The sequence below is a fragment of the Pseudomonas sp. ABFPK genome, from assembly GCF_001586765.1.
Classification (GTDB): Bacteria; Pseudomonadota; Gammaproteobacteria; order Pseudomonadales; family Pseudomonadaceae; genus Aquipseudomonas; species Aquipseudomonas asiatica.
In genome coordinates this window covers 78009-91963 of sequence record NZ_LQXW01000012.1, presented here as the reverse complement: position 1 = coordinate 91963, position 13955 = coordinate 78009, and the positions used below count along the sequence as shown (strand labels likewise).

Sequence of the window (13955 nt, the reverse complement as noted above, 5' to 3'; positions counted from 1 at the left end):
TGTGCACCTGCTCAGGTCACAACCCCTCCAGCTCGGCCATCAGGTCACTGAGCCGGTCGACCTTGTCGTCATCCAGCACACTGCCCTGCAGCCCCTGCACATACACCGCCAGCTCCTCCACCGTGCTGCACTCGAACATCGCTCGCAGCGGCACGTTCAGTTGCAGCTGCTTCTGCACCCGCGAGGCGATTTGCGTGGCCAGCAGCGAATGCCCGCCCAGCTCGAAGAAGTTGTCGTGTACCCCGACCCGCTCGGCCTTGAGCACATCCGCCCAGATACCGGCCAGTACCTCTTCCAGCTCATTGCGCGGCGCCTGGTAGGCCTGGCTGTGCTGGCCACCGACGTCGATGGCCGGCAGGGCCTTGCGGTCGAGCTTGCCGTTGGCGTTGTGCGGCAGGCTGTCGAACCAGCCCCAGTGCTGTGGCACCATGTACTCCGGCAACTCGGCACGCAGGGGCTGCTTGATCTGTTCCAGCAACGCAGCGTCGGCTGCAACGCCCTGATGCGCCACCAGGTAACCCACCAGGTGCTTGCCATTGACGCCCTCCTGCACGCCAACGGCAGCGTCGCGGATCTCTGGCTGTTCGTGCAGGCGGGCTTCGATTTCGCCCAGTTCGATGCGGTAGCCGCGAATCTTCACCTGATGGTCGATGCGCCCGACATACTCCAGCACCCCGTCCGGGCGCTGCCGCGCCAGGTCGCCAGTGCGATACAGGCGTTCGCCCGGCGCACCATGAGGATGGGGAATGAACGCCAGCGCCGTGCGCACCGGGTCGCCGACATAGCCACGGCCCACGCCGGTGCCGGCCACGCACAGCTCACCTGTCGCACCCAGTGGCACCAGCGCCTGGTCCTCGCCGAACAGGTACAGGCGGTTGTTGTCGGTCGGCGTGCCGATCGGCAGGTAGCTGCCACGGGTCGAGGCGGCATCGACGCGGAAGAACGCCACGTCATCGGAGCACTCCGCCGGGCCGTAGGCGTTGACCAGGCCGATCCGCGGGTAACGCTGCAGCCACTGCGCCGCCAGCTCCGGTGGCATGGCTTCGCCGGTCGGCAGCATCCAGCGCAGGCCATCGAGGGCCTGGTGGTCGTTGGCCAGCATGCCCTGGATCAGCGACGGCACGCTCTCCAGCACGCTGATGCCGGTGGCCTGCACATGCGCCAGCAGGCCCTGCGGGTCATGGGCGATGGCGTTCGGCACGATCTCCACCCTGGCGCCGAACAGCGGCGCGGCAAGGAACTGCCACACCGAAATGTCGAAGCTCTGCGAGGCCGTCTGGGCGATCACGTCCTGCTCGCCGAGCGCCAGGTACGGCACCTTGCTCAGCTGGTTGTTGAGCATGCCGCGCTGCTCGACCATCACCCCCTTCGGCAGGCCGGTGGAGCCTGAGGTGTAGATCACATAGGCGAGGTTATCCGGCCCGCTGTGAATGCCGGGGTTGTGGCTGGCCACTGGGCTGGCCTGGATGTCTTCCCAGACCAGCAGCTGCGGCCGTGCCGCCAACGCAAGCTGGTCCAGCAACTGCCGCCCTTGCCCGGCACAGGCCGCGCTGCACACCAGCACGGGTGTACGGCTGAGCTGGATGATGCTTTGCAGGCGCGCCGCCGGCAGGCCCGGGTCCAGTGGCAGGTAGCCGGCGCCGGCCTTGAAGCTGCCGACGATCATGCCCAGCAGCGGTAGCCCACGCTCGGCCAGCAGTGCCACCGGCTGGTCCACGTTCACACCCGCCGCGATCAAGGCATGGCCCAGACGGTTGGCCGCCAGGTTCAAGCCGGCGTAGTCGTAGGACGCGTCCAGGCAGCGGGCCACGGTACGTTGCGGATGCACGGCCACCTGCGCCTCGAACTGCGCGATGTAACTCTGTTCCAACGGATAGGCGCGCGCGGTGCGGTTGCAGTCTTCCAGCAGGAAGCGCTGCTCTTCCGCACCCAGCAACGGCAGTGCGCTCATCTCCCCTTCAAAGCCTTGCACCAGCGCCAGCAGCAGGCGCTTGAACTCGGCCAGCAGGCGCTCGACGGTCGGGTAGTCGAAATAGCGCTGGTCGAACGACAGGTGCAGGCCAAGGTCATCGCCCGGGTAGCACACTGCGGTCAGCGGGAAGTTGGTGTGGGTACGGCCCGAGTCGGAGCTGGCATTCAGGTGCTGGGCGTGGTCGAGCACGGCGGTTTCCACCGGCGCGTTCTCGAACACGAACAGGCTGTCGAACAGCGGCTGGCCCTTGGGCAGTTCGCTGCATTCCTGGATGGCCACCAGCGGCAGGTATTCATACTCCCGCAGCTCCATGTTGTGCTCCAACAGGCCTTGCAACCACTGCCGCACACTGCAGCGCTCACCCGCCACAGGCAATTGCACGCGCAGGGCGACGCTGTTGATGAACAGGCCGACGGTACGCTGCATCTGCGGCATGCTCACCGGGCGCCCGGCCACGGTCACACCAAAGGCCACGTCGCGGTCGCCACTGTAGCGCGCCAGCACCAGTGCCCAGGCCGCCTGGGCGAAGGTGTTGACGGTGAGCTGGTGGGCCTGGGCCAGTTCGCGCAGGCGCACACCGTCGCTCACCGCCAGGCGGGTGTAACAGTCGCCGACGATCATGCCGCTACCGGCATGGTCGTGGCGCAGCGGGCGGTCGCTGGGGATGGTGGTAGCGCGTTCGAAGCCGGCCAGGTTGGCCTGCCACCAGGCTCGCGCGTCGTCCAGGCCCTGGCGTTGCAGCCAGCCGATGTAGTCGCGGTAGCGCGGTGGCACCGGCAAGCGGGCCTGGCGCCCCTCGCCGAGGGCCTGGTAGATCTCGAAGAAATCGTTCATCAGCAGCGAACGGCACCAGGCATCGATGAGGATGTGGTGGTTGCTCATCATGAACCAGTAGCGCTCGTCGGCCACACGCACCAGGCGCAGGTGGAACGGCGCCTCGCTGAGCAGGGCGAAACCAGCCTCGCGTTCCTGCTTGTGCAGGGCCTGCAGGCGCTGCTCCTGGGCGTCGTCGTCAAGGCCACGCCAGTCCTGATAGTCCACCGGCATGTTGCCCGGTTTGTGGATGATCTGCAGCATCGCCTCGCCGGTGTTCCAGCTGAACGATGCGCGTAGCGCCTCGTGGCGTGCCACCACCGCCTGCCACGCCTGGGCGAAGCGTTCGGGGTCGAGCGCGCTGTTGATGCGGTAGCGGTCCTGCATGTAGTAAAGGCCAGTACCCGGCTCCAGCAGGGTGTGCAGCAACATGCCCTCCTGCATCGGCGTCAGGGGATAGACATCCTCGATCTGCGCTGCCGGTACCGGCAGCGCGTCGATCTGCGCCTGGGTCAGGTGCGCCAGCGGGAAGTCCGATGGCGTGAAACTGCCGTTGCCATCAGCCAGGCAATGCTCGACCAGCGCCAGCAGCTCCTGACGATAGGCCTCGGCCAGGCAGGCGATGGTCCGCTCGTCGTAGCGTTCGGCACTGAAGGTCCAGCGCAGTTGCAGGGCACCGCCATACACCTGGCCATCGACACTCAGCCAGTTGGGCAGCGGCGCATCGAGGTCGTGGGCCAGGCCGGCCGGGGCGTCCAGCGGCTGGAACAGGGCTGTGCTGTCGAACTGCTGGTCGAACTGGCCCAGGTAGTTGAAGGTGATGCGTGCCTGCGGCAGGGCCGCCATCTGCTCACGCACTGCCGTATCGGCCAGGTAGCGCAGCACGCCATAACCCAGCCCTTTGTGCGGCACCTGGCGCAGTTGCTCCTTGATGCGCTTGATCGAGCCTGCCCGCGCTGCATCGTCCTCGCCTGGCAGCGGGCGCAGGCTCAGCGGGTAGGCGTTGGTGAACCAGCCGACGCTGCGGGTCAGGTCCATGTCTTCGAACAGCCCGTCACGGCCATGGCCTTCAAGCTGTACCAGCACTTCTTCGTCGCCGCTCCAGCGGCACAGGGCACGCGCCAGCGCGGTCAGCAGCAGGTCGTTGACCTGGGTGTGATAGGCCGCCGGGGCCTGCTGCAGCAACTGCCGGGTCTGCTCCACATCCAGGCCGATGGCCAGGGTACGGGCATGGCAGTGCAGGTTGCCGCCCTGCGGGTGATCGCATGGCAGTTCGCGGCGCACGCCGCCCAACTGGCCTTGCCACCAGCCCAGCTCGTCGCGCAGCGAATCGCTGCCGGCATAGCTGGCCAGGCGTGCGGCCCAGTCGCCCATGGCGTGGGTCTTGGCCAGCAGCGGCTGGCCACGGTACAGCGCCTGCAGGTCTTCCAGCAGCACGCGCCACGACACGCCATCGACCACCAAGTGATGGATAGCCAGCAACAGGCGCTGGCCGCCCTGGCCGTCATTTACCAGCAAGGCGCGCAACAGTGGGCCCTGTTCCAGGTCGAGGCTGCGTTGCAGGTCGGTGTACAGCGGTTGGCAATCGGCGAAGTCGGCGACCGTGGCTGTCCACAGCAATTGCCCGGTGGCAAGCGAAGCATATTCGGCCTGCCAGCGGCCCTGGGCCTGACTGAAGCGCAGGCGCAGGCTGTCGTGGTGCTGCACCAGGCCGGCCAGGGCTCGCTCCAGTACCCCCTCATCCAGCGGCTTGCGTGGCTCCAGCAGAACAGCCTGGTTCCAGTGCTGCGGCTGTGGCACTTCACTGTCGAAGAACCAGTGCTGGATCGGCGTGAGGCCGGCCTGGCCCTGGCGCAGGCCCTGTTCGATGCTGCTGGCGGCTTCGCTGCGCTGAACGATGGCGGCCAGGGTCTGGATGGTCTGATGCTGGAACAGGTCGCGCGGGGTGAACTGCAAGCCGGCCTGACGGGCCCGGCTGACTACCTGGATCGACAGGATCGAGTCGCCGCCCAGTTCGAAGAAGTTGTCCTGCACGCCGATCCGGGCAATGTTGAGCACGTCGCGCCAGATCTGCGCCAGTTGCGCTTCCACCTCGTTGCCAGGCGCCTGGTACTGCTGGCGTGCCTGTTCCAGGTTCGGCAGCGGCAGCGCACGGCGGTCGAGCTTGCCGTTGCCCATCAGCGGCAGGCTGTCGAGCAGCACCAGGTGCGCCGGCACCATGTAGTCCGGCAAGTGCTTGCGGGCATCGGCTTTCACCGCGTCGCGCAGCATGCCCTGGGCCTCGCTGTCGGCAGCGGCTTGCCCGCACACCAGGTAACCCACCAGTTGCTTGCCACCTGGCAGGTCGAGGGCCAGCACCACAGCTTCGTCGACATCGGCATGCGCCTGCAGGCGGCTTTCGATTTCGCCCAGCTCGATACGGAAACCGCGAATCTTCACCTGCTGGTCGGCGCGGCCGACGTACTCGACCAGGCCATCGCTGCCCAGGCGCACCAGGTCACCGGTGCGATACAGGCGCCCGCCTTCGCTGCCGAACGGGTCGGCGACGAAGCGCTCGGCGCTTAGGCCCGGGCGGTCGTGGTAACCCTGGGCCAGGCCGGCACCGCCGACATACAGCTCGCCAACACCGCCTTGCGGCAACAGGGCAAGGTCTTCGTCGAGGATGTAGGCCGTGCGGCTACCGATGACACGGCCGATCGGCACGCTGCCCAGCTCCGCCGGCAGTGTCTGTGGTGCCAGGCAGGCCAGCGGCATGACCACGGTTTCGGTCGGCCCGTAGGCGTTGAAGAACTGCTGCGGCGCGAAGGCCTGGCGGATGCGCTGCAGGTGTTCGCCGGTCAGCGCTTCACCACCGGTAATGACCAGGCGCACTGGCAACTGCTCGCCCTGCCCGGCCAGGTACTGGGCCAACTGGCTGCCGTAGCTGGGCGTGAAGCCGAGGATGCTCACCTGCTGCTCGCGCACCAGCTGGCAGATGTCTTCGGCGCCCCACTGCCCCTGGGCGCGCAGCACCACGCGGGCGCCACACAGCAGCGGCACCCACAGGCGTTCGCTGGCGGCGTCGAAATTGATCGAATAGAAGTGCAGCTCGCAGTCATCGCTGCGCATGCCGAACGCTTCGATCACCGCCTGGCAATGCATGGCGAACTCGCCGTGGCTGACTACCACGCCCTTGGGCTTGCCGGTGGAACCGGAGGTGTAGATCAGGTAGGCCTGGTGCTGCGGCAGGTTGAGGTTGCCCAGCGGCGCATCGCTGTAGGCCGACAGGCTGGCGCTGTCGTCCTCCAGGCTCCAGTGCGCCACGCCTTCGGGCAACTGCCCGAGGGTTTGCAGCAGCGCGCGCTGGCTGAGCAGCACGCCGATGCGGCTGTCTTCAATCATGTAGCGCAGGCGGTCGAGCGGGTATTCGGGGTCGAGCGGCACATAGGCGCCACCGGCCTTGAGGATGGCCAGCAGGCCGACGACCATTTCCAGCGAACGCTCCAGCGCCAAGCCCACACGCACCTGCGGGCCGACGCCACGCTCGCGCAGGGCGCGGGCCAGGCGGTTGGCCCGCTGGTCGAGTTCGGCATAGGTCATGTGCCGGCCGGCGAAGCTCAACGCGCCAGCGTGTGGCGTACGCGCAGCCTGGGCGGCGAACAGGCCATGCACGGTCTGGTCGAGTGCGAGACCCTGCTCGCCCTGCAACTGGCCAGCCAGCACCTGCTGCTCGGCGCTGCTCAGCATCGGCAGCTCGCACAGGCGCTGTTGCGGGTTGTCGAGCAGGCCCACCAGCAATTGCTGCCAGTGCTCGGCCATGCGTGCGATGCGTGGTTCGTCGAACAGGTCACGGCTATAGGTCAGACAGCAACCCAGGCGGCCGTCGAGGTCGGTCACCTCCAGGTACAGGTCGAACTTGGTGGCGCTGGCGTCGTTGACCAGGTAATCCACCTGCATGCCGGCAAGCTGGCGGCTTTGCTGGAAGGCCCAGCGCTGAACGTTGCACATCACCTGGAACAGCGGGTTGTAGGCGCTGCTGCGCGGTGGTTGCAGGGCTTCCACCAGCTGGTCGAACGGCAGGTCCTGGTGCGACTGGCCTTCGATGGCAACCTGGCGTACCTGCTCCAGCAACTGCGCGGCGCTCATCTGGCCGTCCAGCTCGCAACGCAGCACCTGGGTGTTGAGGAACGCGCCAATCAGCCCTTCGCTTTCCGGGCGGATGCGGTTGGCCACCGGCGCGCCAATGCGCAGGTCACGTTGGCCGCTGTAGCGATGCAGCAAGGCGGCCAGGGTGGCAGTCATGGTCATGAACAGGGTCAGGCCGCGCTGGCTGTTGAAGGCATGCACGCGGGCAACCAGCGCCGGGTCGAGTTCGAAGCGGTACAGCTCGCCACGGTGGCTTTGCACTGCCGGGCGCGGGCGGTCGGCAGGCAACGCCAGCACCGGGTGCTCATCGCCCAGGCGGGCCTGCCAGTAGGCCAGCTGGCGGGCGCCCTCGCCGCTTTCCAGCCATTGCCGTTGCCACACGCTGTAGTCCAGGTACTGCACCGGCAGCGGCGCCAGCGGCGATTCGCGGTCATCGACGAACGCCTCGTACAGCTCGCCCAGTTCGCGGGCAAAGATGTCCATGGCCCAGCCCTCGGTGACGATATGGTGCAGGGTCAGCACGAAGAAATGCTCGCGCTCTTCGGCTTTGACCAGGCAGGCACGCAGCAGCGGGCCGCGCTCCAGGTCGAACGGCTGGTGCGCCTGGTCGTCGGCCAGTTGCTGCAGGTGTTGTTGGCGGGCATCTGCGGCCAAGGCGCTGAAGTCTTGCCAGTCGAGGTGCAGGCTGCTGTCTTCGGCCACGCACTGATACGGCACGCCATCGATGCTGGGGAAAGTGGAGCGCAGGGTTTCGTGGCGCACCACCAGCGCCTGCAACGCTCGCTCGAAGGCATCCACATGCAGGGTGCCGCGCAAGCGCGCCATGCCGCCGACGTTGTACGCCGGGCTGCCCGGCTCCATTTGCCAGAGGAACCACATGCGCTGCTGCGAATACGACAGCGGCACCGCCTGGCGGCGGTCGACGCGGGTGATTGCGCCTTGCAGGTTGCGCTCACCGGCAGCACGAATACGCGTGATCTCGGCACAGAAGGCGCCCAGCTCGCTGGCGTCGAACAGGGCCTTGAGCGGCAGCTCGACATCGCAAGCCTGACGCGTGCGCGAGACAATTTGAGTGGCCAGCAGCGAATGGCCGCCGAGGGCGAAGAAGTCATCCTGCAAGCCGATGCGCGGCAGGTTCAGCACCTCGCGCCAGATGGCGGCGACCTGCTGCTGCAACTCGGTTTGCGGCTCGACGTGTTGCCGCTGCTGCCACACCGGGGCGGGCAATGCCTTGCGGTCGACCTTGCCGCTGGGGCCTAGTGGCATCTGCGCCAGCGGGATGAGCTGTGCCGGCACCATGTAGGCCGGTAGTTGTTCCGCCAGCACCGTCAGCAATGCATCAGGCTGGGCGCTGCCACTGTAGTAGCCGACCAGTTGCGCGCCTATGGCATCCTTGTGAATCAGCACCAGCGCCTGTTCGACCCCCGGCTGCGCCAGCAGGCAGGCCTGGACTTCCTCGGGTTCGACACGGAAGCCACGCACCTTGACCTGCTGGTCTAGGCGGCCAAGGTATTCCAGCGCCTCGGTCTGCACCTGCCAGCGGGCGCGGTCGCCACTGCGGTACAGGCGCTCGCCATTGCCGTCAGCCTGGGGCACGAAGCGCTCGGCGGTGAGGCCCGGGCGGCCCAGGTAACCACGGGCCAGGCCTGCACCGCCAAGGTACAGCTCGCCCGGCACACCGGGGGCGGTCAGTTCCAGCTCGTCGTCCAGCACACGGCACAGCACATTGCCCAGCGGGCGGCCGATCGGCGAGCGTTCGCCATCGGTGGCCTGGCAGTGCCAGTGGGTGACGTTGATGGCGGTTTCGGTCGGGCCATAGCGGTTGTGCAACTGCACCTGTGGCAGCACCTGCAGCACGCGGTCACGCAGTGCCGCGGACAGCGCTTCGCCACCGGAGAACAGCCGGCGCAGGCTGCCGCAGGCACCCGCCTGCGGCTCCTGGACGAACACCTGCAACAGCGGCGGCACGAAGTGCAGCGTGGTCACGCCATGGGCCTGCACCAACGCGGCGATGCGCTGCGGGTCGCGGTGCTCGCCAGGGCCGGCGAGCACCAGCTTGCAACCGGTCACCAGTGGCCAGAAGCATTCCCACACCGAAACGTCGAAGCTGATCGGCGCCTTCTGCATCAGCACGTCGCTGTCGTCCAGCACATAGCTGGCCTGCATCCATTGCAGGCGCTCGGCCAGTGCCGCGTGGGTATTGCCCACGCCCTTGGGCTGGCCGGTGGAGCCGGAGGTATAGATCACATAGGCCAGGTTGTCGCCATGCAGATGCAACCCGGGGGCATGGCTTGGCCAGCTGTCCAGGTGCAGCTGGTCGAGGGCGATGGCGCTGACGCCGTCCACCTGTGGCAGCTTGCCCAGCAGGCTGCTGTGGCTCAGCAACAGGCCAGCGTTGCAGTCGGCGAGCATGTAGGCCAGGCGCTCGGCCGGGTAATCGACGTCCAGCGGCACATAGGCACCACCGGCCTTGAGAATGGCCAGCAGGCCCACCAGCAGCTGCGGCGAACGCTCGATGGCAATGGCCACGCAAGTGTCTGGGCCCACGCCTTTGTCACGCAGGTAGTGGGCCAGACGGTTGGCTTGCTGGTGCAACTCGGCGTAATCCAGGCTGCCACCGTCCCACACCAGGGCGGTGCGCTGCGGGGTCAGGCGTGCCTGTTCATTGAGCTGCTCGACCAGCAGGCGTTGCGGCGGCGCAGCGGGTGCCTCGCCCCAGCTCAGCAGTTGCGCGCGGCCAGGCTCGTCGAGCAGTTGCACCTCGCCCAGCGCCCGCTGCGGCCCGGCACACACCTGCTCGAGCAGGGCCAACAGGTGCTGGGCCAGGCGCTTGACGGTACTGGCATCGAACAATTCGGCGGCATAGTCGAAGGCCAGGCTCAGGCGGCCCTGGTGGTCTTCTTCACTGTGCAGCTGCAAGTCGAACTTGGCTTCGCGACTGTGCCACGGCAGCTCTTCGGCCAGCAGGCCCGGCAGGCGGCGCAGCGCAGACAGGTCACGTTGCTGGTGGTTGAACATGACCTGGAACAGGCCTTGCTCGCGAGCCTCGGGCAGGGCTTCGAGCAGTTGCTCGAACGGCAGGTCCTGGTTGGCCTGGGCATCCAGGGTGGCCTGGCGCACCTGGGCCAGCAACTGGTCGAACGGCAGGCGGCCGTCGAGCTGCGCACGCAGCACCTGGGTGTTGATGAAGAAGCCGACCATGCCTTGGGTTTCCAGGCGCGGGCGGTTGGCGTTGGGCACGCCGACACGAATATCGGCCTGGCCACTGTAGCGGTGCAACAGCGCCTGCCAGCCGGCCAGCAGTACCATGAACAGGCTGGCCTGCTGTTCGCGGGCCAGGCCCTTGAGCGCTTCAGTGAGCCTGGCCGGCACCTTGAGGTTGAAGCGAGCGGCGCGGTGGTCGCGCTGGCTGGTGCGCGGGTGGTCGGTACACAGGTCGAGCACCGGCAGTTCATCCCCCAGGCGCTCCTTCCAGTGCTGCAGTTGGCGCTCGGCTTCGCCTGCGGCCAGCCACTGTCGCTGCCAGCTTCCGTAGTCGGCATAACCCAGGGTCAGCGGTGCCAGGTTGGCCTCGAGGCCCTGGCAGTGGGCGGCGTACAGTTTGGCGAATTCGTCGAGCAGGATGTTCAGCGACCAGCCGTCGGCGACGATATGGTGCAGGGTCACCCACAGTTGATGGTGCTCATCGTCCAGGCGCGCCAGGGTCACCCGCAGCAACGGCCCCCGGGTCAGATCGAACGGCTGGCGAGCTTCGGTTTCACGTTGGGCGGCGACCTGTTCGGCGGCCTGGCCTTCGAGGTCCAGGCGCCGAAGGTCGAACGGCTGCTGCGCCTGGATGCGCTGCAGGGCCTGGCCGTTCTCTTCGGCAAACAGGGTGCGCAGCGATTCATGGCGCGCCACCAGCGCCTGGAAGGCTGTTTCCAGGGCGTTTTCGTCCAGCTCACCGCGCAACTGCAGGCCGGCCGGAATGTTGTAGGCCGCCGATTGCGGGTCCAACTGCCACAGCAACCACAGGCGGTTTTGCGCCAGCGACTGGGGCAGCGCCTGGGTGCGTTCCAGTGTAGCGATGGCACCGACCCGGCCACCGCCTTCGGCGATGATCGCGGCCACGGCCTTGGCGTAGTCAGCCAGTATCGGCGCTTCGAACAGGGTGCGCAGGCCCAGCTCAATGCCCAGTTCATCGGCCAGGCGTGCGGTGGCGTGGGTGGCGGCGATGGAGTTGCCGCCCAGCAGCAGGAAGTGGTCGTCTGCCGCCACCGCCTCGACCTTGAGGATGTCGCGCCACACATCGGCGATGCGCGCCTGCAGTTCATTGCCGGCGGCATCCGTGGCGACGGGCTCGCCCACCTCAGGGAAGCGGGCATAGCAGTCCAGACTGCCATCGTCCATGCGCACGCGGCAGGCCGAACGCTGCAGCTTGCCGCTGGAGGTCTTGGGCAGCGCCCCCGGGTTCAGCAGCAGGACCACGGCCGGGGCCTGGCGGCAGGCGTCGGCAATCACCTGGCGCAGGGTCTTGATCAGCTCCTGGGGCTTGATCGCCTTCTGCACGTTGCGGCTGATTTCCACCGCCACGCCAATACCCTCCTCGCCTTGCTGCTCGACGGCGAACACTGCCACCCGGCCTTTGCGCAGCACCTCCACTTCGCGCTCGAGGGTCTTTTCCAGGTCCTGCGGGTACAGGTTCTGCCCGCGCACGATCAGCATGTCCTTCAGGCGACCGGTGACGAACACTTCCCCTTCGCGCATGAAGCCCAGGTCGCCGGTACGCAGCCAGGTCTGGCCGCCCATCTCGACGAAGGTGCGGGCGCTGGCCTCGGGGTTGCGCCAGTAGCCCAGGGCGATGCTCGGGCCGGCGGCCCAGATCTCGCCCACCTGGTTGTCGCCCAGCACCTGCAGGCGTTGTGGTTCGACAATGCGCACGGCATGCCCGGGCTGCGGGTAGCCACAGCTCATCAGCACACTGCCCTTGCCTGGCTCCGCACGGTTGGCGGCGAAGGCTCCGGCGTCCAGCTCCAGCGCGGCGATGCCCTGGCCACGGCGACTACCGCTGACGAACAGGGTCGCCTCGGCCAGGCCGTAGCTGGCGAAGAAGCTCTGCGGGTCGAAGCCGCAGGCCTGGAACTTGTCGGCAAAGGCCGCCAGGCTGTCCTGGCGGATCGGCTCGGAGCCAGAATAGGCCACCCGCCAGCGGCTGAGGTCGAGCCCCGCCAGGGAGGCCTCGCTGACCCGCTCGCTGCACAACCGGTAGGCAAAGTCGGGGCCGCCGCTGATGGTGCCGCCGTATTCGCTGATGGCCTGCAACCAGCGCAGCGGCCGGGCCAGGAAGTAGCCCGGCGACATCAGCACACAGGGCACGCCGCTGAAGATCGGCTGCAGCAGGCCGCCGATCAGGCCCATGTCGTGGTACAGCGGCAGCCAGCTGACGATCACGTCGTCGGGATTGAGGTCGATGCCAAAGCCTTGGCGGATCAGTTGTTCGTTGGCCACCAGGTTGCCATGGCTGACCTGCACGCCCTTCGGCAGTGCTGTGGAACCGGAGGTGTATTGCAGGAAGGCGATGTCATCACCCTTGAGCGCGGGTTCGCGCCAGTTTGCAGCCAGTGCCGGGTCCAGGCCATCCACCGCCAGCAGTTCGGGGGCGTTGGCCGCTGTCAGGGCTTCCAGGCCCTGCAGGCTGTCGTGCAGGGCCGCGACGGTCAGCAGCAGGCGCGGCTCGGCGTCGTCGATGATCGACAGCAAGCGCTGCTGGTGGTGCTGGCGCGCGGACTCCGGCGGGTAGGCCGGCACCGCAATCACACCGGCATACAGGCAGCCGAAGAATGCCGCCACATAGTCTGGCCCGCTGGGGAACAACAGCACTGCGCGGTCGCCGAAACCGGCCCGGCTTTGCAAGGCAGCAGCGATGGTGCGTGCGCGCTGGTCGAGGTCCCGGTAGCTGAGCACGGCCTGCTCGCCGGGAGCGTCGGCCAGAAAGCGCAAGGCGACTTTGTCCGGGGTCTGCACGGCGCGCTGCGCCAGGGCCTGGACCAGCGAGAGCGGGAGTTCGAAGGCGTCCGTCATGGGGTGTTCCTGCCAGTGTCTGGTTGGGTCGGGCCGGCTGCTGCGCGAACGTGGGCGCAGCGGCATGTGGCGGCCTGAGGTGTACACAGGGGGACGGATGGGCGGGGGGAGAAATTAGCGGTGGTGAGGCTTTGGGGGGGCGCGGGTATTCGTCTTGACACTTTCTGCGCCTGTGAGATCGAGCGCCGCCCGCGCGGCGCTCGATCTCACAGGCGCAGAAAATGCCCGACATGCACCCAGCCACCCTCACACCTTAGAACTGAAATCACATGAAACCAATTACATTTCGCATTTGACAATCATTATCATTCTGAATAGCTTGTCGCCCGTCGTAGGAAGCTTCCCAAATTTGGGTGCGTCCTTTCCCCTCTGTGACAAGGTGATTTCCATGGCGGAACAACTATCCACAAGTAAGTGCGATTCACCATTACTGCAGGCCTTCGTCAACAACCGCAGCATTCTGGTCAAGATCGCTGCCCGCATCACCGGCTGCCGATCGCGCGCCGAAGATGTGGTGCAGGACGCCTTCTTCCGGCTCAGCGCCGCCCCGCAGATCACATCGTCGTTCAAGGCGCAGCTGAGCTACCTGTTCCAGATCGTGCGCAACCTGGCCATCGACCACTACCGCAAGCAGGCCATGGAGCTGAAATACTCCGGCAGCGAGGAGGAAGGCCTGAACGTGGTCGTGCAAAATACCTCCCCCGAAGCCACCCACATCAACCTTGCCGCGCTGGATGACATTGCCGAGGCGCTGAACGAACTGCCCCAGCGCACCCGCTATGCCTTCGAGATGTACCGCCTGCATGGCGTGCCGCAGAAGGACATTGCCAAGGAGCTGGGAGTGTCGCCGACGCTGGTCAACTTCATGATCCGCGATGCGCTGGTGCATTGCCGCAAGACGGCCAGTCGGCAGGCCTGAACCTTCAAGGTTGCTGAGGGCACGTGTGGGAGCGGGTTTACCCGCGAACACCGGCATAGCCGGTGC

Annotated in this window: 2 protein-coding genes; one reads left to right on the top strand and one right to left on the bottom strand. The window is 67.0% G+C overall.

All coding sequences use genetic code 11. The annotated features are described in order from the left end of the window. Positions 1-16: 16 nt before the first annotated feature. Positions 17-12970 carry a non-ribosomal peptide synthetase gene (locus WM94_RS09630; RefSeq protein WP_061551060.1) on the bottom strand — a complete coding sequence of 4318 codons (12954 nt, stop codon included), beginning with the start codon at positions 12968-12970 and terminating at the stop codon, positions 17-19. Positions 12971-13358: 388 nt separating this feature from the next. Here WM94_RS09630 and WM94_RS09625 point away from each other — a divergent pair, with 388 nt between their 5' ends. Beyond that, positions 13359-13889 (top strand): RNA polymerase factor sigma-70, encoded by a 531-nt coding sequence (locus tag WM94_RS09625; protein ID WP_061551059.1) that lies wholly within the window; start codon positions 13359-13361, stop codon positions 13887-13889. Positions 13890-13955 lie beyond the last annotated feature (66 nt).